Source organism: Arcanobacterium phocae, assembly GCF_018913465.1.
GTDB lineage: Bacteria > Actinomycetota > Actinomycetes > Actinomycetales > Actinomycetaceae > Arcanobacterium > Arcanobacterium phocae_A.
Genome location: NZ_JABAPM010000001.1, coordinates 390,672 through 414,542 on the forward strand (window position 1 = coordinate 390,672; position 23,871 = coordinate 414,542).

The following is a 23,871-nucleotide window of genomic DNA, read 5'->3' on the forward strand; positions in this document are numbered from 1 at the left end:
AAGCTTTAGACGAGGGGAGCTTCCCAAGCAACATGAGTGCCAAGAGCACTCTCTCGATTAGAAATTGTAAAGGTGCCGTGATGGCGTCGAGCTCGGGCCGCAAGGTTGGATAAACCAGAACGTCGACCTAAAGATTGGGTGACACCACGCCCGTCGTCAATTACTTCGATTCGGACCTGTTGCGGAGTGACTGATAGTTGCACTGTGACGGATGATGCATGTGCATGGCGTGCAGCATTAGATAAGCCTTCGCGTACAACGGCGACGACGTCGTCGGCAATATCTGAACCCACCGCATCGTCAATCAACGTAAACGTGTGCTCGTCAGATGTCACCTCACCATTCCAACTGATAATAAGAGAAGGCGCAAAATCAAGAGTCTGAAGGGCAGCCTTCGTTTCTTGTTGTAGCCGCTCCACTAAAGCTACTGAGGCGGAATCATCGCGCAAGGATTGAACGATAACACGTATCTGCCGAACTGATTCGTCAATAGAGGAGATTGCCTGATCTAGCGCGGTGCTTACTTCGTCGGCGTACCCTTTACTTATGAGGTCTTCTTTTACTGCGGTTATATGCATTCCGGATGCAAAAAGTTGCTGAATGGCAAGATCGTGGAGATCACGACCAATCCGGGAGCGTTCGTCAAGCTCTGAGGCGAGTTCTTCATTGAGGCGTGCTTCGGCGAGCTCCAGTGCAATAGCAGCCTGTTTGGCAGCATTTTCTGCCATAGCCAGATCATGAAGATTGAACTCCACTCCGCCAACTGAGCGCAGCAGAAGAATAACTCCAGTTCCGGCGGATTTTGAGGCTAGCGGAGCATATAAAGCAGGACCGTAGTTACGCAATTGTGAAACACGAACTGTCCGCAGGCGCTGCATCGAATCAACGACAAGTCCAGCCTGCTCATTGACAACGGTCATAGCCCGGCCTGCCGGCGGGAAAGCAATACCGAGGAGTTCTTCTGCTCCGTCTCCATCAACAATTTCGGATACCCAGGTGTCCTGGATTGATGGCAGGACCATGATAGCGGCATCAGCTTGAGCAGCTATTCGCATTTCATGCACGATTACCTGCAAAGCTTCATCTTCGCCAGACCCTTCAAGCAAAGAAGCCACAATATTTTGCGATGCAGTAAGCCAACGTGCCCGGTTTTGCGATCGTGCAAACATTTGAGAATTTTGTGCTGCGATCGCGGCAGCTTGTGCCAAAATCTCCATTTGCGCACCGTCGTCGTCGGTAAAACCGCCGGGCTTGTCAGCCAAATAGAGCCGTCCCCATACCTGTTCTTTAACTGAAACAGCGACTCCCAAGTAGTTTTCCATCACCGGGTGTCCCTCGGGATATCCGTAGCGGTGCAAATAAGATGCCAGATCGTTAACAATCAGCCATCCTTTGACGGGGGTTTCGGCAAAAACGCCATGTCCGCGCGGTGGCCGACCAACCTGCTGTGCAGTTTGCGGATCCATTCCTGATTGGATAAATTCCATGGTTTCGCCATGCGAGTCCAACACAGCTAAGGCAGCATAGTGGGCCCCGGTTAGCTGACGCGCTGAGTCAACGAAGTGCTGATAAGCTGCCTCGCGCTCCAATTGACCAGTTAACTGTAAAGCGTGTGAGACAACAGCAGTGAGTCGATTTGAATCCATCTTTTATCCTTCTTGGCTAACTGACCACGCATACTGTGGGTTTCGAGCTAATAATTCGGCATGTGTTCCCTCATCAACGATGGTTGCCCGCCCAGCGCCGTCGTCGTCCAACATAATCACATGGTCGGCAGCGTCCAAGGGGGACAGACGATGGGTGACTAAAACAATTGTCTTTTCGCTATCTGCGGTGCAAAGAATATCTCGAATCAATGCGTCTGCCGTGGCCGGATCTAGGTGTTCTCCGGGCTCGTCGAGCAACAGAATCGATGCCGGTGAAGCTAACGCGCGTGCCAATAACAGACGCCGGCGTTCACCGCCCGAAATGGTTGTCGCGTTAGCACCGAGCTCAGTATCTACTCCATCCGGCAGGTCTTGCAGCCACGAGCTTAGACCGGCACGTTTTAGAAGTTCCAGTGTCTCATCTGCGGAAACATCAGCTCGAGACACACGTAGATTTTCCACAATACTCGTATCGAAAATGTGTGCATCTTCGGCAGTAAAGCTAATGTGCTGCGATAAACTCGTGCGCGCAATATCGGACACTGCGTAGGAATCTAAGGTGACACTTCCGCTATGCGGGGCAATAAGGCCTGCTAGCGAAGACAACAAAGTTGATTTACCAATACCGGATGGCCCAACGATCGCCAGCGTTTGTCCAGGATAAATGCGCAACGATATCGGAGTAGTTACATCTGGTCCGCCAGGCCAGCCAGCGACCAAGTCAGTCGCGATTAGCGGTGCGTGTGCAGATAACTCTGGTGTGAGCGTTGCTGCTGGAGACTCATCAGCTCGATCAATGATCGCCATGATTCGTTCAGCTGCTGCGCCCGATCGCGTAAGCTGAATGAAGGCACGCGGCAGTCGTGCAGTTGCCTCAAAAGCGGAGAGCGGAGTGAGAACACAAACCACGGCATTCACCTCGCTCAAGGTACCATTGCTGATTTGTATTCCGCCAACAAGTAATGCGCCAAGAACTGCTACTGCCAAAGCCAGCATGTCTATGACAGAGGCAAGGGCTGTAAAGCGAGCCGCCGAATCGCGGTTGCGCCACATGTTTTCTTCGATACTTTGCTGGCTAGCCGCAGTAGCGTTGAGCATGCCAGATACGCGCAATGTTGAAGCATTTTCCAGCAAGAAAAGAGCTTGTTCGTTGAGCTTAGCGCGAGTATCAATATTAGCTTGTTCAGCTATTTTGGCGCCTATCATTGCACACAGTGGACCAACGAAGCCGCTGAAAAATAGTGCGATCGCAACGATCAATGCGATCAGTGGGGAGAGGAAACCGAGAATCCCCAGCGTCAATAGCGAGATGAGGCCAGCAACTGCAACAGGGAGCAACGATTGCACAACTACTAAGCCCACTTCATCGACGTCAGCATTGGTTCGGGTGAGTAGATCGCCGCGGTTGAGCGAGGTGACAACATCAGTGGAGGAGTTAGCTAGTTGACGGTAAATATGGGTACGTAGTTTCGCCATGCCATGCAAAGCTACCCAGTGGGAGGCAATACGTTCCAAATAGCGGAAAATCGCTTTGCCGATTCCGAATGCGCGCACGCCTACCGAAGCGACGCTCAAATCTAAAACAGGTGGTAGCTGAGCAGCGCGGGCAATCATCCAGGCGGCAGTTGCGCCCAAACCAACCGATGAGCCGATCGCGCCAGAGCCTGCTAAAACGGACCACGTGAAGCGCTTTTTGTCAACGTCAAGTAGCGCTATTGCGCGTTTGAGAGCTTGACGTTCGTGCCGTGGAAAAGGATGTATCACAATGCCTCCCGAGTGATCTGGCTACGTGAGGTGACGTCGATCAGATTGTCTGCTAACTCGCTCATTGCAGCGCGATGGGCAATAACAATGATGGTATGGCCTCGGTCGCGAAGCTCGTGAATAACAGCAGAAACATTTTCTTCCGAGATAGCATCCAAATGTGCCGATGGCTCATCGAGAATAACTATCTGGGATGCTGATATCAGAGCCTTGGTTAGTGCTAGTCGTTGGCGTTGTCCGACGGATAAACCGGTCCCGCCTTGGCCGATATGAGTGTTCCAGCCTGCGGGAAGAGCGTTGATGACGTCGAGAAATCCGGTCTTACTTGCCGCATATTGCACTGCTGGTAGCTGGGGGTCTGCTCCTAAGTTATCGGCGATTGTCCCAGGGACTAAGGCTGGCCGTTGTGGAACCCATGTAACGTGAGACCACCATTGTTGCCGGTCAATATCAGACAGCGGAATATCACCTATAAGGACGCGGCCAGATGAGGGAGGGATAAGGCCAAGGAGGACGTTGATCGTCGTCGTCTTTCCAGATCCGGACGCTCCTCGAATAACGGTGACTGTCCCCGGCTCGATAGTAGCCGTTAACGACGACGGCGCAACGGTTGCGCGTTTAGGAGCAAGGACGGAAACGTCGTCGAAACGAATCGGAGTAGTGGACATGGGCGGTACTGGCTGTTGCCCAGGGTGAGTATAAGGTTCATTTTCAAGGATTTTAAAAGCTCGTTCGGCAGCTGCTACGCCGTTAGCAGAGGCGTGGAATTGAGTGCCAACTTCGCGTAACGGACGCAGGACTTCTGGAGTGAGCATAATGACGAGGAGTCCCTCGAACAACAACACATTTCCGGTGACCATACGCAATCCAACCGAGACAGCAACAAGCGCAGTCGTAAGTGTTGTGATAAATTCGAGTGCGGCTCCGGATAAAAATGCAACATACAAGGTATTCATTGTGCGCTGGGCAAAAGATAACCCGAGATCGTCGACTCGCTTAGTAGGACCTTGTTCCCGGCCCACGCCTTTTAAGGTAGCTAAGCCACCCAGTAGATCGAGAAGCTGACTGCCTAGGCGCTCCATCGATCGGAGTCGTTTAGCCGAGTACGATGCTGTCATCTTGCCGATGAGGATCATGAATAGCGGAATGAGGGGCAGGCATAGCACGATCATCAGTGCGCTGAGGAAATCCACGTAAGCAACGACGACGAGTAGTAGCGGGGTGGCAGTGGCGGTTAGAAAAAGTTCTGGGAGGAAATGCACAAAATAATCTTCTAAGTCGTCTAAACCGCGAGTTGTCAGCGTGACGACTTCGTTAGTATTTCCTCGGGCAAGCCAACGGTCACCGAGATCTCCTGCGTGGCGTAAAACTCGTAACCGCAGCTGGCTAATAACACGTACTGCTGAACGATGGCCGATAGCTCCCTGGACGTAAACAACGATTGCCCGGGCTATAAATACCATGGCAAGAAGTATCACTAGCTTGGATAATTCAGGAAGGCCTGCCTGGTGGTAAAAAAGTGGCGAAATAATAGCTGCAATCAGGTATGTTTGAGCGCCAATAAGGAGGGTCATGCCAAGGCCGAGGGCTACGAGTAACACAAGATAGCTTCGGGTCGCCCGGGCATAACGCATGAGGCGGGGATCAAAAGGTTTCACAATATCCTAATCCTACGAGAATAACCTATGACTTTAGTCTACCGTGCCAAAGCTCGGATATGTTCGCTGAGTGTGTTTAGCGTTCATAATTCATGTATTGTGGAATAGGTCATAACGACGATGTGTGACTCTTGCTTATGAGGAGATATTTATGCAAACGAAGAAGTTATTTGCATCAGTTACAGTTGGAGCTTTGCTTGTTACGAGTTTGGCAAGTTGTTCGTCAAGCAGTGATGACGCGGATGCAAAGGGCTCTGTGTACTTCTTAAATTGGAAGCCGGAAGCGGAGCAGACATACCAAAAGATTGCCAAAGAGTATGAGAAGGAAACCGGTGTGAAGGTCAAGGTTGCAACCTCGGCTTCTGGCGGTTACGAGCAAACTTTAAAGACTGAGATCACCAAGTCCGATGCGCCAACATTGTTCCAGGTCAATGGTCCTGTTGGGCTCAAGACGTGGTCGAAATACACCGAGGATATTTCGGATGCTCCGTTCACTAAGATGCTCAAGGATGAAAACCTTGCACTCAAAGGCGATGACGGCAAGACGTATGGAGTTCCGCTAGCCATTGAAGGTTACGGCATCATCTATAACCAGGAAATCATGGATAAGTATTTCGCATTGAGTGATTCGAAAGCCATGAACATGGATGAAATTAAGAATTTTGCTGTTCTTAAGGACGTCGTAGAAGACATGCAAGCGCGCCGCGGTGAACTAGGTATTGATGGTGTCTTCGCATCTACGTCTCTTGCACAGGGCGAAGATTGGCGCTGGCAAACGCATTTGTCAAACATCCCGATGTTCTACGAGTACCAGAAAGATAAGACAACCGATACCGACGCTGCTAAATTCACTTTCAACAAGGAATTTAAGAACATCTTCGACCTGTACCTTAACAACTCAACTGTGAACAAGGAACTAACTCCTACTAAGACCGTCACAGACTCCATGGCTGAGTTCGCTGAGGGTAAAGCTGCCATGGTTCAAAACGGTAACTGGGCTTGGAGTCAGATCAAGGACGTAGCAGGCAACACGGTAAAGGAAGAAAATATTAAGTTCCTGCCTATCTACACCGGCCATGAAGGTGAAGACAAGCAAGGACTTGCTGTTGGTACTGAGGCATTTATGGCAATTAATGCGAAGGCTTCTGATGCAGATAAGAAAGCAACGATTGATTTCGTTAACTGGCTCTTCACATCGGAGACCGGAAAGAAATTCGTTGTTGAAGATCTCGGATTCAATGCCCCATTCACGTCATTTACCGAGACTGAAGTTCCAAATGATCCGCTAGCAAAGCAGATCGCACAGTACACCGCCAATGAAGACCTGTACGCAGTGCCATGGGTATTCACCACTTACCCATCGCAGAAGTTCAAGGATGATTTCGGTCAGGCGTTGGCTCAATACGCAACAGGTAATCAAAGCTGGGATGACGTAGTTAAGACCTTTACTGAGGGCTGGAAGGCAGAAAAGAAGTAATAGCTGACTGATCTATGCGCTTGTGGGAGGAACTTTGGTTCCTCCCACAAGGAAGAGAGGATATGATGCGCTCACTTAAAAAGTATTTTCCAATATTTGTTCTTCCAACCTTAATCGCCTTTTCGATCGCTTTCTTTGTTCCCTTTATCCTTGGATTCGGCTTGTCGTTCACTGATTTCACGACGCTGACTGATTGGGAATTTAACGGAATACAGAACTATATAGATGTTTTTGACGAGCGAAGTGGTTTCACCTCAGCCTTTATATTCACTATCATGGTTGCGGCGGTGTCTATCTTGACGGTCAATATCATAGCTTTCTGGGTAGCATGGCTTCTGACGCGTAAGCTACGCGGAACCAATTTTTTCCGAACAATGTTTTTTATGCCTAATCTGATAGGCGGTATTGTTCTCGGATACACCTGGCAGGTACTAATCAACTCTATTTTGGCTAAATACGGTACAACAATTGTCACGAATTGGACGTATGGCTACTGGGGTCTCATCATTTTGCTCAACTGGCAGCTCATTGGATACATGATGATCATCTATATCGCTGGTCTACAAAATGTTCCGCCAGAACTCATCGAATCAGCAGAGCTTGATGGAGCAGGGCGTTGGGCTACGTTGCGTCATGTCACTATCCCTATGGTGATGCCTGCGATCACTATCTGCTTGTTCTTGACCCTAGCTAATACATTCAAAATGTATGACCAAAACTTAGCATTAACTGCAGGTGCTCCACAAAGCAAAACTGAAATGGTCGCGCTCAACATCGTTAATTCGATGTTCTACCGTGTTGGAGAAGAAGGCGTTGCCCAAGCTAAAGCAGTCATTTTTGTTGTAGTTGTCGTCGTACTTGCTATGGCACAACTTCGGACGACTCGTCGCCGGGAGGTAGAGGCATGAGAAGCTCACTTTTGGGGAAAATCCTCATATATGCTGTTCTAATTTTCTTGACGATTGTCTTCATTGGCCCATTGCTCTTCATCGTCATTAACTCGTTTAAAGCAAAGTTTGCTATTTCTGGAGATCCGTTCTCGATTCCTACTGGAGCTGACTTTGTCGGCTTGGCTAACTATTCAACTGGTCTTGCGTTGTCTGGCACAGCTTCGGCGATACTATGGTCCTTTATTATCACTATTTCGTCTGTGGCAGTGATCGTTTTCTTCTCTTCGATGACTGCTTACTACATTGTTCGAGTTAAAGCATGGTGGACCACCGCGCTGTATTTCATCTTTGTTTTTTCAATGGTGATTCCATTTCAGATGGTCATGTTTCCGACGGTAAAAATTGCTGATTCGCTATCGTTAGCTAATCCAGCAGGAATGGTTGTCCTGTACTTAGGATTTGGTGCTGGGCTGAGTGTATTTATGTTCGTTGGCTTTATTAAAGCAATTCCGATGGAGATAGAGGAGGCTGCATCGATTGATGGCTGTAACCCGCTGCAGGTCTACTTCAAGATCGTGCTTCCAATGTTAAAGCCGACCTCCATCACAGTTGCAATTCTCAATGCTATGTGGGTATGGAATGACTTCCTTTTACCTTCCCTAGTTCTAGGCCCGTCTAGTGAATACCGGACCATTCCGATCGTTGTTCAGTTCCTTGTTGGGTCTAATGGCAATCGAGATATGGGCGCATTGATGGCTATGCTCGTTCTAGCTATTGTCCCAATCGTTATTTTCTATGTGTTCGCACAGAAATACATCATTGAGGGCGTTGCTGCTGGAGCTGTAAAAGGCTAAACAGACACTCCTAAACGGCACTGGGTACACTAGTATCTAGTGCCGTTTTGTGTATAAGGGGAGAAAGACGTGAACCCTAATTCTGCTACCTACCGTGTACTGGATGCGTTGGCAAATTTGATTATCATCAATCTTTTGATCATTATCTGCAGTTTGCCTTTAATCACCGTTGGGTTTGCGTTACGTGCAGGTTATCAGGGCATAGCTGACATCAGTAATGGCAGTGATGCTCGGATCGTACGTACTTTTGTTGCTCGGCTCCGTCATCGTTGGGACGTTACGACGACGTGGGGCATCATTTTGGTATTTGCCATCGTTCTATCCGCGTACGAATGGTCTGTGCTAGAGCAAGGCGTTTTATTGCAATCTGATCAGCTTTCGGCAGCTGTATTATTCATAATGAAAGCAGGGCTCTTATGCGGAGTTCTTATTTTATGCTCCTTAACGTTGAGTATATATTCGCTCCCATTGCCAGCTAATGAAAAAATTGGGCTAATCGATATGCTGACGCAGGCTTTGATTAAGATTGCTCACTGCCCAGCTAAGAGTATCGTTGCTGTTGCGATTGCATTGGCACCTGTGCTTTTACTTTTTGCTGTGCCAACACAGTGGGGCGCAGTCGCCGGCTATTACCTATTAGTAGGCTTCGCTCTGCCAGGCTATGTTTTTGTGTTGCCAGTGTCCAAGGAATAGCTGATGTACGTGCGCTAGGTACAGAATTGCGGGGAACAGCAATATTGCTGTTCCCCGCAATTAGTTAAGAGACGCGATTATTACATCGCAGAATCAAATTCGCGAATCTTCGTCGGGTGTAGACCTGCTGGCTCATCTGAAATCGAATCGACGCTTAGGCGGCGTGAGAACGAAATATATGACCAGATGGTATAGACGGCAACAATGGGAACGAAAATAGCTGCTGCGATGGTCATGACTGTTTGGGTAGCTGACGTGGCAGAAGCCTGAACCAATGTCAACCCATAAGCATCGTCAATATATGACTTGAGTGCGAATGGAACAGTCGTGGTGAAGATAAATACAACCGCGAATGCGACTCCAGCCATGTTGGCAAAGAATCCAGCTTTTTCTTGACCTTTAAGGGTGAAGAATGTGGAGGCCAACAAACCAACAGCAGCGAGTACTAGTGGGATAATCGCGTACCCGGTAGTGGAGTACGCAAAGAATGCCCACAATGCCCATACTGCGGTAAGACCGGTAGATACCAGTGAGGTCTTCTTTGCCAATGCCTTCGCACGATTAGAGAAATCACCAGAAGTCTTGAGTGCTAACCAAAGCGCGCCATGAGTCAAGAACAATGAGACGACCACGAGGCCAGCTGCGATTGTAAATGGCGTGAATAGCGAGAAGAAACCACCAGTCAAGAAGTGCTGGTTGCCTTGAGCTAGGGCCGCATCAATTTGGGTTGGATCTGCTGGTACGAAAGTGGAAGGGTCGCCAGCAACCCCGTAGGTACCAACTTGAATTGCCATACCTTGGACTAGGTTACCGAAAGCGACTCCCCAAACAAGGGCGACTAGCCACGCTGAGCCAAAGTGGATGTAGTCCCATGCGGTGCGCCATGCGTCAGAGTTAATCTTTCCGCGCCATTCAATAGCTGAAATACGCAGGATAAGAAGTACCAAGACCAAAACGAGGGCAATGTACATGCCGGAGAACATGGTTGCATACCATTCTGGGAACGCCGCAAAGGTAGCTCCGCCTGCAGTGAGTAGGAATACCTCGTTACCGTCCCAGTGTGGGCCAATAGTATTGAGCTGAAGACGTCGTTCTTTTTCGTTGCGTGGCAAAATGCGCAGTAGCATACCAGTACCGAATCCGAAGCCTTCGAGAGTAACGTAGCCGATCCACAAAACGATGATGAGGATGAACCACAGAATTTGTAGGAATGAAAGATCCATGAGTATGTGTCCTTTCCTCAGTAACCGAAGCTGAGCTTGGTTTCCGAATTAGTGTGATCGAATTGTTGTGCGATGTTCTTAGTTGTATTGATACCTTCACGAACGTAGCGCTTGATCAACACGTACCAAACAACGCCAAGAGCAGCATAGAGCAGAGTGAAGATGGTCAATGAGATAAGTACTTCAGCTGGTACGACGCTCTGAGAAACGCCGAAGTCAGTGAGCTGCTTGACCATTTCGCTTGGTGCTAGCTGATCTGCGAGCTGCATGTTTGGATAGACAACCCATGGTTGGCGGCCCATTTCGGTAAGAATCCATCCGAAGATAGATGCGAGGAATGGGAACGGAATCGTCCAGAGGAAGAGTTTGGCTGCGCCACCTGAACGGATAACCCGATCGCCACGTAACATCCAAAGGCCAATAACTGCCAATAAGATAGAAGCGAATCCAAGTGCCATCATGATTCGGAACGAATAAAAGGCAATAAACGGGTTTGGAAGATAGTTCACGTCGTCACCGAATTCGTTACCGAATGCTTGGGCAAACTGTTCTTGGATTTCTTTGGCCCCAGTTAGTTGCGACTCTGGGCCGGAGAAGTGGTTGGTGACCATGAATGATTCGAGACCTGGAATGGGAAGGGTGACGATGTTGTCTGATTTAAGCTCAGTGCCGGTCATCAGCAACGCTAGTGGTGCGTTTTCCTCATTCTCAGCAATACCCATAGCCGCAATCATCTTAGTGGGCTGTGCTTCGTAAATATGCTGACCCATAAAGTGGCCAGTCGTTACTGCGAGGATCCCTGCAACAGCAAGGACTTTCAGGCCGAACCGTGCAGCTGGCTTCCACAGTTCGATAGCTTCTTGCTCATTCTTGTTCTTAACGTTACGAACCATCCACCAGATGGAAACGCCGGTCACCAAAGCACCTGCAACCATCAAAGATGCGCTGATAGTGTGAGCAAACGCGTAGAGAGTAGTAGTTGAGAAGACGACTTCAAGGAATCCGCCGATACCGTCAAGTTCAGCGCGACCGCTCTCCGGATTGACAACTGCGCCAACTGGATTCTGCATGAACGAATTTGCTGCCAAGATGAAGAGTGCAGAAATGTTCGTTCCCAAAGCAACAAGCCAAATCGAGACAGTGTGGGCCTTCGGGGAAACTCGTCCGCGTCCAAAGATCCATACTCCGAGGAATACCGACTCAAGGAAGAACGCTAAGAGCGCTTCGAATGCTAGTGGGGCACCGAAGATATCGCCAACATATCGAGAGTACTCAGACCATGTCATTCCGAACTGGAACTCTTGAACGATACCAGTAGCGACACCTAGTGCGAAGTTAATTAGAAGTATTTTTCCAAAGAATTCGGACAGCTTGAGCCACTTAGTGTCTCCTGACCGAAGCCATTTAGTTTGTAAGTATGCGACTAGTGGAGATAGGCCGATCGTCAACGGGACCAGTATGAAGTGATATACCGTTGTAATGCCGAACTGCCACCGCGCAAGGTCGAGGACATCCACCTTTTTCACCTTCCGTGCGACCTAGATTTTGATATTTTCCGGATAGGCCTTTAAGCCCAATCTGATATGTCCGTGCATACTGTAGCTGACAGCAATGTGATAGAGACACATCAGTTCCTTAATGTAATCATGTCTCATTTGGCGACAATATGCCAGTTCATTTGGGAAAGTTAGTAGAGTAATTTTAGGAATTCTGTCCTACTGCACATCTGTGCAGGTTTGTTGGACTTGCCAACAGAATTAGGCAATAGGACCCTTACTTAAGTCCCGTTCGTGTTATCGAGGGTGTTTCTATGGGAGGAACCGTGTAGACTGTACCTAGGTTGTTGTGCATCTAGCAACCGAAGTTATTCAAGTGCGCCGCTTAAGCGTTGCTGCCGGGATAGCTGACCATAGAGACTTACACAGGTGAAGCTGTGAACAATGCTAAGCATGCTCGCGATGCACGAGTGTGAAATAGGGGGTATCCGATGGCCGATGAAGCCATGGATGTTGTCGTACCTGAGGGTAAAAAGACTAAGCGCACACGTGCGCGCAAAACATCAGAAAAAAAGACTCACGACAAAGAAGAGATCAATGAGTCGGTTGCTCAATCGCTTGCAGAGTTATCGCAAAAACCGCGTAAAAAAGCGGTAAAAGTCGCTGATCCGACGTCGATTGTTTTTTCTGCGGGACAATCGGAGTCAGCTGTGACTGTTCCTGATATTGTTGTTTCGACGCCGATGACGTCACTTTTGTTCCAAGAGCCAGATGTGACTCGAGCCGTGCGTGCTCGTCGCAAGCGCAAAGAAGAGCAATCAGAGACATCTGATATAGACGTAAAAGTATCGGAGAATTCGCAGTCTTCTGAAGACGAGAATGAGAATACTCTAAGTGAATCGACGCGTAAGCGACGCCGTGGTACTAGGGGTGGTCGGCGCTCTGCCGATGGTGATGAAGAACGTCAAAAGTCTGTTTCCGAAACAGAGGAAAACGTGTCTGGATCTGAAAGTGCCGGGCAACGGAAAACTAAGAAGAGTAAGCCAGCAGTTGAGCCTGAAGAAGTAAGCGGATCGGATGAACCGACTGTTCGACGTCGGCGTCGGCGCCGTTCTACTGAAACGGTAGTTGACGAAGTTACTGCGCCGAAAGGTTCAACTCGTCTGGAAGCCAAACGTCAACGCCGTAAAGAAGGTCGTGACGGTGGACGTCGTCGACAAACGATCACTGAATCCGAGTATCTGGCACGCCGGGAATCTGTCGATCGGGAAATGCTTATCCGTGAACGTGACGGACTGAACCAAATCGCGGTTATTGAAGATGGCGTTTTGGTTGAGCATTATGTCGCTCGCCACACCCAGTCATCGATGGTTGGTAACGTATATCTTGGTCGGGTGCAAAACGTGTTGCCGTCCATGGAAGCTGCCTTCGTTGACATCGGTAAAGGCCGTAATGCGGTGCTTTATGCTGGCGAAGTTAATTGGGATGCTACCGGGCTTGATGGTAAGCCTCGCAAGATTGAGCAAGCTCTAAAATCTGGTGACCCAGTACTCGTTCAGGTCACTAAAGATCCGATCGGGCATAAAGGTGCACGTTTAACTGCCCAGATCACCTTGGCTGGCCGCCACCTGGTTTTGGTTCCTGGTGGAGCGATGACTGGTATTTCGCGGAAACTGCCGGAACGGGAGCGCACACGGCTTAAGAAGATTCTTAAAGAAGTTGTGCCTGAAGAACACGGCGTTATCGTGCGCACCGCTGCCGAAGGCGCAACAGAAGAACAACTTAAGCAAGACGTTGAACGCCTCATGAAGTCATGGGCAGATATCGAAGCTAGGTCGAAGTCGTCAAAGAATGCTCCATCATTGCTGAAAGGTGAGCCAGAACTCGCTGTTCGCGTTGTCCGAGATATCTTCAACGAAGATTTCCGGTCGTTGCGGATTTCTGGTGATAACGCGTGGGAGACTATTTCCCATTATGTGCAAGAGCTGTCACCGGAACTCGTTGATCGTTTGGATAAGTGGGAGTCTGACCAAGATATATTCCAAGAAAATCGCGTTGATGAGCAGCTGCAGAAAGCATTTGATCGCAAAGTATTTTTACCTTCTGGCGGTTCGCTCGTTATTGATCGTACCGAGGCAATGACGGTTATTGACGTTAACACCGGCAAATTTACTGGAACAGGTGGCTCGCTAGAAGAAACCGTCACACGCAATAATTTAGAGGCTGCTGAAGAAATAGTTCGCCAATTGCGACTGCGTGATATCGGCGGCATTATCGTGGTTGATTTTATTGATATGGTTTTGGAAGCAAATCGAGACCTTGTGCTACGCCGTTTAATTGAGTGTCTCGGACGGGATCGTACACGCCATCAGGTGGCAAAAGTGACCTCGTTAGGTCTGGTGCAGATGACTCGTAAGCGTGTCGGGCAGGGCTTGGTTGAAGCATTCTCTACTACTTGTGAGTGTTGTGAGGGACGTGGATATATCAGCCACGACCACCCGGTCGAAAAAGATGAAGAAATTCACGTTTCGCAACGTCCTGGAAAGAAGGAAAAGAAGAACGACGTCGCTGCGCCGGTTGAAGCCGATCCGAAACACGAAGAAGTAAAGGCGGCGCTGGCAACAATTGCAGCAGCGGCAACAACGAAGCATGAGGATGACGGAACCGATAACGGAGAAAGCGATTCGGAACAGTCACCAGTGAAACGGGGACGTCCGCGTAAGAACGCGGATAGTAAGAAGTCTAAGAAGACTAACTCAAATAATCGGAGTAAGAAAAAAGCCGATACAGCAAAAGCTGGAACCAGCAGTATAGCAACAGTAGATCAACCCACTGAACCCAAAGCTGAGGCGAAAGCTGAAGTCAAAAAGGCGAAAAAGCGTGTCACTTCATCAGGCACAATAACGCCAAATAGTAGTGGTTCATCTGCTATCATGAGTTTCCCAGTGAAAAAATAAGCTGGAGAAAAATTGCAATTGTGGTCTGAATCGCTCGAGTTAAACTTGTGTCTAACCGCGTGGTTCAGTATTGTTAATTGCTGGCGCACTTTATTGCGCTAAACATTTTCAGGGCATCCGATCCCGGATGCATCAGTTTCGACAGAGATGAGCAGAACGTGGTTTACGCGATTGTCAAGGTAGGCGGCCGCCAGGAAAAGGTGTCTGTCGGTTCCGTCGTCGTTGTGGACAAGATTGCAGGCGAAGCTGGCGACAAGGTCGAGCTCGAGCCGATCATGCTCGTCGACGGTGACAAGATCACCTCAGCAGCGGATGGCATCAAGGCCAAGGTCAGCGCCGAAATTGTTCGCGATGAGAAGGGTCCAAAGATCTCAATCATCAAGTACAAGAACAAGACAGGTTACCGGAAGCGTCAAGGCCATCGCCAAAAGCTTACCCGTGTTAAGATCACCGATATTAAGTGATTGATTAACTTACCGTCCAACGAGCTGTTATAAAGAAGAAGGTCTAGACATGGCACATAAGAAGGGCGCTAGCTCTACTAGTAACGGTCGCGACTCTAACGCGAAGCGCCTCGGCGTTAAGCGTTTCGGTGGCGAGTTTGTTAACGCAGGCGAGATCCTCGTGCGTCAGCGCGGCACTCACTTCCACCCGGGTGCCAACGTTGGCCGCGGTAAGGATGACACGCTGTTCGCACTTGAGACTGGTCACGTTGAGTTTGGTACTCGCCGTGATCGCAAGGTCGTGAACATCGTCGCGGCTCAGGCCTGATTGGCACGAGTCCTATACGACATACTCGAGAGGGTGGAGGGCGTAAGCTCTCCACCCTCTCGTGCATTATTTCAATTATTCTAAGGAAACCACATGGCAAGCTTTATTGATCGAGTCGTCCTCCATCTGGAAGCCGGTAAAGGCGGCAACGGTGCGGCATCTGTACGCCGTGAAAAATTCAAGCCTCTTGGCGGGCCAGACGGAGCGAACGGCGGCCATGGTGGTGACATTATTTTTAAAGTTGATCCACAAGAGACCACTCTGTTAGCTCTTCACCACACCCCGCACTTGAAGGCGACTAATGGAAAGCCTGGTGCTGGGGATCTTCGGCATGGTAAGCGGGGAGATGACCTTGTTGTTCTGGTTCCAAACGGCACAGTCGTTAAGGATTTAGACGGCAACATTTTAGCTGATATGACTGGCGCTGATGTCGAGGTTATCATCGCAGAAGGTGGACAAGGTGGGCTCGGAAATGCTGCGCTTGCGTCTCCGAAACGTAAAGCTCCTGGTTTTGCGCTCCTCGGCGAAGAAGGTGAAGCGCGAGACGTTGTTCTCGAGTTAAAATCGGTTGCGGATGTAGCGCTGGTAGGATTTCCATCTGCTGGTAAATCTTCATTGATCGCAGCAATGTCGGCTGCACGGCCAAAGATCGCAGATTACCCCTTCACTACACTTGTTCCTAATCTGGGAGTAGTCGAAGCTGGCGATATGCGTTTCACTATGGCAGATGTTCCTGGCCTGATCCCAGGGGCGTCTGAAGGCAAGGGCTTGGGACACGAATTTTTGCGCCATATCGAACGCTGCGCTGCTATCGTGCACGTTGTAGATTGCGCAACTCTTGAGCCTGGCCGTGATCCAATCAGCGACTTGGAAACAATCGAAGCTGAACTTTCTGCATATGCCGATTCTATTCCGCCTATTGAAGGGCGCGTCCCATTGATGGAACGTCCTCGTATCGTCGTTTTAAACAAAATCGATGTACCAGATGCTTATGAGCTTGCAGATTTCGTAACTGAAGAGCTCAAGAGCAGGGGCTTTGCGGTATTCCAGGTTTCTGCAGCCACTCGTTTAGGACTGCGTGAACTAGGGTTTGCCCTGGGCACGATTGTCGAGCATTTGCGGTCGCAAGAGTCGACAGTGGAGGATACTCGACCAGTTATTCGTCCGTTGGATAAGAAAGAAGACTCGACGTTTACGATCACTCCTAGGAAACGTGGGGATCAAGTCTTTTATCAGATTCGCGGTAACAAACCCGAACGATGGGTGCGTCAGACTGATTTCTCTAACGACGAAGCTGTTGGATACCTTGCCGACCGGTTAAATAACCTTGGTGTTGAAAAGCAACTAATGAAAGAGGGCGCCCGGGCTGGTGATATGGTCGTTATTGGTTCGGAAGAAGACGGAATGATCTTTGATTGGGAACCAACTATGGCGACCGGCGCTGAACTTCTTAGTCCACGTGGTACAGATATCCGTCTTGGTGAGTCGGCACGTCCAACTCGCCGGGAACGTAAGAGTCAGTACCATGAGATGATGGACGCGAAAGAAGCTGCACGTCGTGAGTTGTGGATGGAGCGTCAGGCCGGGGTGTGGACTGATCCAGACAGCGTAACAGTTGCTGACGAATAGAGAACGATTTTGTAAGCCACTTGACTAAGTAAGGCACCCTCATATGTTATGTGTGTCAATTCACGCGGTGGCGTAGCTTGTTGATTTTTAGCTGTAATATCAGTGTTTAGTGTCTTAGAGACCGGCAAAGGTATATAGGTATTGAATGGTTATCGTCATAGTCCCTTGCTTAGATAGTCAATAAAGGGTAAATTCCTAATCAATATCCGAGGGAACACTATACGTTCGCTTGATGTGATATAAGTAGCTCTGCGGAGCTGCGTGGATTTTACTAGGACGTGCCATGACAATCGATATAGACGTGAGCCAACAAGCTATTCAACACGTGTCTGTCCGAAGTTCCGATGTGGTGCATGGTAAGCATATGACCTCTGCTTGGCTGGGTATAGATCTGTCTATGCTAGGGGTACAGAGTTTTGTTAATCCACTTGTGCCCGAGAAAGAACCTTTCCACTATCCGAAAATGATGGCTGCCACTCGTGCTGCTGCTAATGGGGGTCTTGATTTTGTGGCTCTTTCGGCGGAGTTTTGTGCAGATGGCATGAGACCGCATGCAACTTTGGATGCAGTGAATGTAGCGGCCCAATTGCGGGGAGTCGAAGGAGCTGGGATTATTGCTGAAGTATTGGCCGAGCCTACTCTCATTCGTCAAGCTATCGATACTTTTGCTGTTGATGGAGCGGGCTGGGCCTCGCTTGCAGTGCGCATTCCACCTGTAATTGATTCAGCGCAATTGATAGCGGCATTTCGCGAAATTGAGCTAGCCGGCATCGGGCTAGTTGTTAATGTGAGGTCAACTGATTTAACGTCAGATATTGTTCGAGTGGTTGCAAAGTATGCGAACATGGTGCGTCTTCAAGTGCCAGATCCGCATGTAGCGCGTGGTTTGCGGTACAAGATCCGCGCGATGGCTAACAGTGTTGGCAGAGATGTTCCCATAGTTGTGGATCTGGGGGTAGTAATATCGGCTACCTCGAGCGCAGCAAATGAACGAGCACTCTTAGTCTCAGCTATTAACGGTGAAGAACTTTTTAGTGATATTCCCAAGATATGTGGGACTGTCTACGATGTAGCTGACGCAATTGAACGATGGGTGGGGCTAGGTGCAGCTGATGGTGTGGTAGTCCATCCGGCATCGTTGCCTACTGACTTAGCTTCTCTTATTCGAGGAGTAGTTCCGTTATTGAGCGGCCGTGCAGGAGTAGAAGTGAAACAACAGTCTTTGGTCTAGTTGTTAAAGGCCTATAGTTAAGCGGACACGAAAGATTAAACTTCGTGTCCGCTTAACTTATGCCATGTGAAATTTACTTAGCTTCTTCAGATGTTGCCTCGTTAATCTTCGCACGAACTTCGTCCATGTCAAGCTCCCCGGCTTGCTTGAGAAGCGCTTGAAGCTGATCGCGCGACAGAGCACCAGCGCCTTCATATAGGCGGATACCATCGCGGAAAACCATCACGGTTGGAATGGACATAACCTGGAAAGCTTGAGCAAGCTCAGTTTGTTCCTCGGTATTGACCTTTCCAAATGTGATCTCAGGATGTTGCTCAGAAACAGCTTCGAAGGTCGGTCCGAACATGCGGCATGGTCCACACCACTCTGCCCAGAAATCAAGTACGGTAATTCCACTATTCACATGGTCTTTAAAGTTGTCTGCAGTAATTTCAACGGTAGCCATCTAGAGGCCTTTCTCTTCGGTTTATCTAACCTGATTGTTTGACACCAAGAATAACGCATATAGCTTCCAGTTATTCCATGGCATGAGTCTTTTCGTTTTCAGCTGATTTGTCTCATGGTGACGTTGCTCTAGTGGATATCTCATAAGAACAATCTCCGATAAAATGATTGGTATGACGAGAACTGATACCCAGATGAGGAACGGCCAGAGCGGTCAAGCATCGTACCAACCTCGCCGGATTGGCATTATGGGTGGAACGTTTGATCCCATTCATCATGGTCACTTGGTTGCTGCCTCAGAAGCTCAACATGTTTTTGATCTTGACGAGGTGGTATTTGTCCCGGCGGCAGATAATCCATTCAAAACAGATCGGCATATTTCGCTGGGAGAACATCGGTACCTAATGACGGTGATTGCCACGGCGTCTAACCCTCGGTTTTCGGTTTCTCGTGTCGATATTGATCGCGGCGGGAAAACATACACAATTGATACGTTGCGTGACATCCGTCGGGCATATCCTCACGATGAGCTCTTTTTCATTACTGGGGCAGATGTGCTGCCACAAATTTTGCAGTGGAAAGATTCCGATGAGCTATGGAAACTGGCCCATTTTGTAGGAGTTAGTCGACCAGGACATCAGTTGGATATGTCTGGTCTGCCGGAAGATGGAGTGTCGTTGCTTGAAATTCCTGCTATGGCAATATCGTCAACTGACATCAGAAATCGTGTAAAAGCCGGCATACCGGCGTGGTATTTGGTTCCCGATGGGGTAGTTCAGTACATCTACAAGTATCATTTATATAGACCAGAAGAAGCGCAGACAATTTCCATTGCTTCGATTGCAGGGGATTGCCAAGATGGATCAGGGGCTCGAAGCTACTGTAGGGAAGGAGCGGATAGGCATGAGTGATACTCCGCGCATGAGTCGCCGGCAAATGAGAGAGCAGGGTAAGTTAGCCGTTCGCCCTGCTGACGGAATTGACGTCAGTGAAACGACTGAACTCCGTCTACGTCGACCTTCCCGCAAAGAGCTTCGTGAAGCTCGAAAAGGTGAGACGGGGATGCTCCCAGCAGTTTCTGATGCTGAGGAAAAGAATTCTCAACCAGAGCGTCTATCGGTTTTTGATAGGTTCGAAGTCGCTAAGCAAGATGAGGCTGAATCTACTACGAAAGTAGTTCGTGACGAGACAGTCGAACCTGAAGAAAAGCCGGAAGTATCGCTAGAGGAAGTTGCGCCTGAGGATCTGGAATCTGATACTGATGATTCGATCGAGGACTCAGATGAAACTACGATGCGCGAACGTTTATTGTCGATGACTCGTCGTAAGCACACGGAGGAGAATCAAGAAGTCGCAAATGGCGATATTTCGAGAACTTCTGTGATGCCTGAAGGGGCGGACCTGGACGACGACGAACTCAGTCAGCTTGTTGCTCCGGAAAAAGTCGACGATGAGCCTTTGGAAAAGAATAGCTCAGATTTGGTTTCAGATTCTGATGAAGCTATGTCTTATTATGAGGACGATGACGATAGTGTTAGTCCAAGAAGAACCATTCTTAATTACATCCTTCTTATATTGATTGCAACTTTAGTTGGAATTCTTGTAGGACTAGTCATAAATTCGGTCTTCTTCAGTGCTTCTCCAGCTTTCGAGCAAGAGGCTACCCTTCTACAGCAGTTCTTGTTGTAATTTATTTCGTTCAAACAATTTATAAAGGATTTTCGTGACCGCAACACAAGAAGCAATTGACCTAACGATCGTAGCCGCTCGAGCTGCTGCTGATGTTAAGGCGACTTCCATTACTGCTATTGACGTAGCTGATCGTCTCGCACTTACAGATACTTTTTTAGTGGTGTCTGGGTCAACAGAACGTCAGGTGCGCGCTATTGTTGATTCTGTAGAAGAAGCTCTGCATAAAGCTGGATGTAAGCGCCAACGCCGAGAAGGCATGGAAGGTGAGGCTCACTGGGTCTTACTGGACTTCGGCATTATTATGGTCCATGTTCAGCAAGATGAAGACCGCGAGTTCTATGCGCTTGAAAAACTCTGGGCAGACTGCCCGGCCATCGAATTGCCAAATGATATTCAGGGTTCTGAAGCAGCGCAAGAATCTACACTCGCTGCTTATTTCTCTGGCGGTATTGAAAACGCCACTGGAGTGATTGCTACGTCGTCGGAATCTGACTGATAGTTGAATTCATGCCAGTCAAACGAATCATTCTTCTGCGGCACGGACAGACTAAAAATAATTCTGAGGCTCGCATACAAGGTACTCAAAACACGCCATTGAATTCTGTTGGGCGTGCGCAAGCAGTGGCTGTTGCACAGCAGTTGTCAGAACTTGGCATCACGCGCATCATCGCTTCTGATCTTGAGCGCGCCTATGACACTGCGTTGGCAGTGGGTAAGCGTATAGGTTTACCTGTCCAAGTCGATAGCCGTTTGCGCGAACGTGGGTATGGTGATTGGGAAGGGAGAACTTCCGCAGAAATACAAGCTAGTTATCCGGTTGACTGGAAACGCTGGCGTGCTGGTGAAGAGCCCGGTGTTGCTGGCGTCCAAACTCGGCGCGATAACGGTGAACAAGTGGCGCAGGCAATTAACGATCACATTTTGGCATTGGCTGACGATCCGAATGAGCACACGTTGCTTTTTACTAGCCACGGATCTGCGTTGGTCAACGGCGTTATGGTACTTATGGGGCAAGATCCATCTATTTGGAATATGCTTCAAGGTTTAGATAACTGCCATTGGGCAGAGTTACTACCAAGACATGGTGCCACTCCGCCTTGGCGGGTAAAGTCTTGGAATCGATTCCTTGTTGAAACCAGCACATAACCGAGTGGAGTGAGTTGTTTCACTAGGTTTTGAGGCTTTGTTGTTTTGCTTTTCCATCTTCAAATATGTAATATTAATGAGGTCTTACGGGGCATTGGCGCAGTTGGTAGCGCGCTTCCATGGCATGGAAGAGGTCAGGGGTTCGAATCCCCTATGCTCCACCATCAACCGGTCGGGAGTTCTCGGCCGGTTTTTATGTGGTCTGGAACGCGCCTATGCGTTACCGTAAATTTCACATATCGGGCATTTATTTATGTGCTGAAAAGTGTTGTCAACTTGTGACATTCGAACACTTTATATAATCATTTATCCGAATTCTCCGTAAAGCGTTTAAGGTGAAGTTAGTGTGAAATGTTAAAAACCTTTGTGATAAAAGTGACGCAAAGATAGATAATGTCTAATTTCTATTGTTATTAAATTGTTTCCTGAGAAGGCGACATCGTTATTTTGATCTGTCTCACACTGCCATTTTGGCACTAGTCGATTTTTTGTCAACTAATCGTTGGGTGCACAATCTTCTTGTGGCCAGCAAATGTGGGTCACGTCATAAAGTAATAGATCAATGAAGACAGGGGCAAGACCATGACACGGAGAATTCTTGCAACAGTGGCAGGCACGGCAATACTTGCGGGTACGCTTATGCCAATCTCGGCTTTTGGGCTAGAGAATCCAGCGACACCGGAGTCGCTGAAAACACCAGTCGTCGCAAATCTGACTGTAGATGACGCGAAACCGTCGTCGTCGGTGAATAACGAAAAAGATGCACCAGCGCCAGTAGCTACAGACGCAACTGGAGAAAAAGCAAAGCAGGAAACACCGTTAAAGAAGTCAGTGGCTACGCAGACTGACGGTGCGACTACTCAGGCTTCTAACACGCGTGAGATCGATAAGTATGTTCGTTCGCTGCAGTATGATCCCGTCGGAGTGCTTGCCGTTCAAGGAGAGCATGTAGAAAACGTCCCGGTGACGAGCGAATCCTACAAGAATGGAACGTACACAGTTTTCAAGCATGAAAAGAAGTCGTTCAATAATCTTCGTGGCGACTTGTCCGTCATTGAAGCAAACAATGCCGCGATTTATCCAGGTGCGTTGGTTAAAGCCAACGAGAATCTGTCTAAGGGAAGTCCAACCGCCGTCGGCATCGAACGAGCACCACAGGTCATCAGCGTTGATCTTCCGGGCTTAGTTGACGGAAAGAACCGAAAGACAATCGACCAGCCAAACAAAAGTACTGTTGAACAAGGAGTCAATGAATTACTGCAGGGATGGACAAACCTACATGCTACCTATCCAAATCATGCAGCCAAAATTTCTTACGACGAATCCATGGTGAACTCGAAAGAGCAACTGGAAGCAAAGTTTGGTCTAGGATTCGAAAAGGTAGCGAATAAGCTCGATGTCAATTTTGAAGCAATTCATAAGCATGAACATCAAGCAGCTATCGCTTCGTTCAAGCAAATCTTCTTTACTGTTTCTACCGATACGCCGAACGATCCGCACGATTTATTCGGCAAAGATGTAACCAAGCAGGACCTTATTGATCGGGGAATTGACGGTAAGAATCCGCTTGGCTACGTATCGAATGTCAGCTACGGCCGGCAGATTTTTGTCAAGCTGGAAACTGACTCGACCGATAATGAAGTCAAGGCAGCGTTCAATGCAGTGTTCAAGGGAAGCTTCGGCAACGGCAAAGCTGATGCTGAAGCAAAGTACAAGAAGATCTTGAATCAGACTCGAGCAACGGTTTACATCCTTGGCGGTAGCGCCAAGAGCGGGGTGGAAGTAGCAACTGGAAACATCGATGATTTGAAGCGAATCATCAAGGAAGAAAGCACCTACTCCACAAACGTTCCGGCAGTTCCAGTTTCTTACACGGTGAACTTCCTTAAGGATAACCAGCGAGCAGTAGTGCAGAATACGGGGGACTACATTGAAACCACCGCTACCACCTACAACTCTGGCTTCATTACCTTGCGTCACAAGGGAGGCTATGTCGCGAAAGTTGACCTGACCTGGGATGAGATCAGCTACGACGATAAAGGCGTAGAACATGTCAAGCCATTCAAGTGGCATGGGACTTGGAAGGCACGCACTCGTGGATTCCGCGAGCGCATCCAAATTCCACCAAACGCCCGCAACGTCCACCTCATTGCTGGTGAAGCAACTGGCTTAGCGTGGGATCCATGGTGGACCATCATCGACGAGAAGAATATTCCGATCGTCAAGGATAGAGAGATTGTTCTTCGTGGCACGACATTGAACCCATGGTTCAAGAATATTGTTCATGAGTAAACCCCGAG

General features: G+C 48.8%; 20 protein-coding genes and 1 tRNA gene. 15 read left to right on the forward strand and 6 right to left on the reverse strand.

Annotated elements, in window-relative coordinates; translation table 11 throughout:
• Nucleotides 1–5 precede the first annotated feature (5 nt).
• From KSO86_RS01875 to cydD, 3 genes are read right to left on the reverse strand one after another with little or no spacing between them, the layout of a single operon-like run.
• Nucleotides 6–1,646 carry a GAF domain-containing sensor histidine kinase gene (locus tag KSO86_RS01875; RefSeq protein WP_216378164.1) on the reverse strand — a complete coding sequence of 547 codons (1,641 nt, stop codon included), beginning with the start codon at nt 1,644–1,646 and terminating at the stop codon, nt 6–8.
• Between the two features lie 3 nt (nt 1,647–1,649).
• Nucleotides 1,650–3,410, reverse strand: a complete 1,761-nt coding sequence (gene cydC, locus KSO86_RS01880; protein ID WP_216378163.1) for a thiol reductant ABC exporter subunit CydC — start codon at nt 3,408–3,410, stop codon at nt 1,650–1,652.
• Nucleotides 3,407–5,068, reverse strand: a complete 1,662-nt coding sequence (gene cydD / locus KSO86_RS01885) for a thiol reductant ABC exporter subunit CydD (RefSeq protein ID WP_216378162.1) — start codon at nt 5,066–5,068, stop codon at nt 3,407–3,409. The genes cydC and cydD overlap by 4 nt, the downstream gene beginning before the upstream one ends.
• Before the next feature lie 151 nt (nt 5,069–5,219).
• Between cydD and KSO86_RS01890 the strand changes: the two genes are divergently transcribed.
• The 4 genes from KSO86_RS01890 (at nt 5,220) to KSO86_RS01905 (ending at nt 8,982) form a co-directional block, all read left to right on the forward strand.
• The gene (locus tag KSO86_RS01890; RefSeq protein WP_216378161.1) at nt 5,220–6,545 is read left to right on the forward strand and encodes an ABC transporter substrate-binding protein; all 1,326 of its coding nucleotides are present in this window, start codon (nt 5,220–5,222) and stop codon (nt 6,543–6,545) included.
• A 62-nt stretch (nt 6,546–6,607) separates the two neighbouring features.
• The gene (locus KSO86_RS01895; protein WP_216378160.1) at nt 6,608–7,453 is read left to right on the forward strand and encodes a carbohydrate ABC transporter permease; all 846 of its coding nucleotides are present in this window, start codon (nt 6,608–6,610) and stop codon (nt 7,451–7,453) included.
• On the forward strand, nt 7,450–8,289 hold the full coding sequence (locus tag KSO86_RS01900; protein ID WP_091280953.1) for a carbohydrate ABC transporter permease: 840 nt from the start codon (nt 7,450–7,452) through the stop codon (nt 8,287–8,289). The genes KSO86_RS01895 and KSO86_RS01900 overlap by 4 nt, the downstream gene beginning before the upstream one ends.
• A 69-nt stretch (nt 8,290–8,358) precedes the next feature.
• The gene (locus tag KSO86_RS01905; protein ID WP_216378159.1) at nt 8,359–8,982 is read left to right on the forward strand and encodes a DUF624 domain-containing protein; all 624 of its coding nucleotides are present in this window, start codon (nt 8,359–8,361) and stop codon (nt 8,980–8,982) included.
• Nucleotides 8,983–9,062: 80 nt separating this feature from the next.
• Here KSO86_RS01905 and cydB read toward each other — a convergent pair whose 3' ends face one another.
• Nucleotides 9,063–10,205, reverse strand: a complete 1,143-nt coding sequence (gene cydB, locus KSO86_RS01910; RefSeq protein ID WP_216378158.1) for a cytochrome d ubiquinol oxidase subunit II — start codon at nt 10,203–10,205, stop codon at nt 9,063–9,065.
• Between the two features lie 17 nt (nt 10,206–10,222).
• Nucleotides 10,223–11,722 carry a cytochrome ubiquinol oxidase subunit I gene (locus KSO86_RS01915; protein WP_216378157.1) on the reverse strand — a complete coding sequence of 500 codons (1,500 nt, stop codon included), beginning with the start codon at nt 11,720–11,722 and terminating at the stop codon, nt 10,223–10,225.
• A gap of 470 nt (nt 11,723–12,192) precedes the next feature.
• On the opposite strand from KSO86_RS01915, the gene KSO86_RS01920 reads away from it, so the two are divergent.
• The 5 genes from KSO86_RS01920 (at nt 12,193) to KSO86_RS01940 (ending at nt 18,289) form a co-directional block, all read left to right on the forward strand.
• Nucleotides 12,193–14,658, forward strand: a complete 2,466-nt coding sequence (locus KSO86_RS01920; RefSeq protein WP_253281425.1) for an Rne/Rng family ribonuclease — start codon at nt 12,193–12,195, stop codon at nt 14,656–14,658.
• A gap of 158 nt (nt 14,659–14,816) precedes the next feature.
• Complete coding sequence (gene rplU / locus KSO86_RS01925) at nt 14,817–15,122, forward strand: 50S ribosomal protein L21 (protein ID WP_013170279.1); 306 nt, start codon at nt 14,817–14,819, stop codon at nt 15,120–15,122.
• A 49-nt stretch (nt 15,123–15,171) separates the two neighbouring features.
• Complete coding sequence (gene rpmA / locus KSO86_RS01930; protein WP_013170278.1) at nt 15,172–15,429, forward strand: 50S ribosomal protein L27; 258 nt, start codon at nt 15,172–15,174, stop codon at nt 15,427–15,429.
• A gap of 93 nt (nt 15,430–15,522) precedes the next feature.
• Complete coding sequence (gene obgE / locus KSO86_RS01935) at nt 15,523–17,058, forward strand: GTPase ObgE (RefSeq protein ID WP_216378156.1); 1,536 nt, start codon at nt 15,523–15,525, stop codon at nt 17,056–17,058.
• 283 nt (nt 17,059–17,341) lie between these two features.
• A complete protein-coding gene (locus KSO86_RS01940; RefSeq protein WP_216378155.1) occupies nt 17,342–18,289 on the forward strand; it encodes an LLM class oxidoreductase in 948 nt (315 codons plus the stop codon).
• A gap of 73 nt (nt 18,290–18,362) precedes the next feature.
• Here KSO86_RS01940 and trxA read toward each other — a convergent pair whose 3' ends face one another.
• The gene (gene trxA, locus KSO86_RS01945) at nt 18,363–18,734 is read right to left on the reverse strand and encodes a thioredoxin (protein WP_216378154.1); all 372 of its coding nucleotides are present in this window, start codon (nt 18,732–18,734) and stop codon (nt 18,363–18,365) included.
• Nucleotides 18,735–18,906: 172 nt separating this feature from the next.
• On the opposite strand from trxA, the gene nadD reads away from it, so the two are divergent.
• The 6 genes from nadD (at nt 18,907) to KSO86_RS01975 (ending at nt 23,863) form a co-directional block, all read left to right on the forward strand.
• Nucleotides 18,907–19,644, forward strand: coding sequence for a nicotinate-nucleotide adenylyltransferase (gene nadD / locus KSO86_RS01950; protein WP_253280474.1), 738 nt, complete (start codon nt 18,907–18,909; stop codon nt 19,642–19,644).
• Nucleotides 19,637–20,422 (forward strand): hypothetical protein, encoded by a 786-nt coding sequence (locus KSO86_RS01955; RefSeq protein ID WP_216378153.1) that lies wholly within the window; start codon nt 19,637–19,639, stop codon nt 20,420–20,422. Before nadD ends, KSO86_RS01955 begins: the two co-directional genes overlap by 8 nt.
• Nucleotides 20,423–20,456: 34 nt before the next feature.
• A complete protein-coding gene (gene rsfS, locus KSO86_RS01960; RefSeq protein WP_216378152.1) occupies nt 20,457–20,921 on the forward strand; it encodes a ribosome silencing factor in 465 nt (154 codons plus the stop codon).
• Between the two features lie 11 nt (nt 20,922–20,932).
• Nucleotides 20,933–21,571, forward strand: a complete 639-nt coding sequence (locus tag KSO86_RS01965) for a histidine phosphatase family protein (protein ID WP_216378151.1) — start codon at nt 20,933–20,935, stop codon at nt 21,569–21,571.
• Between the two features lie 88 nt (nt 21,572–21,659).
• Nucleotides 21,660–21,735 (forward strand) — tRNA-Ala (locus KSO86_RS01970).
• Between the two features lie 418 nt (nt 21,736–22,153).
• On the forward strand, nt 22,154–23,863 hold the full coding sequence (locus KSO86_RS01975) for a thiol-activated cytolysin family protein (protein WP_301281025.1): 1,710 nt from the start codon (nt 22,154–22,156) through the stop codon (nt 23,861–23,863).
• Nucleotides 23,864–23,871 lie beyond the last annotated feature (8 nt).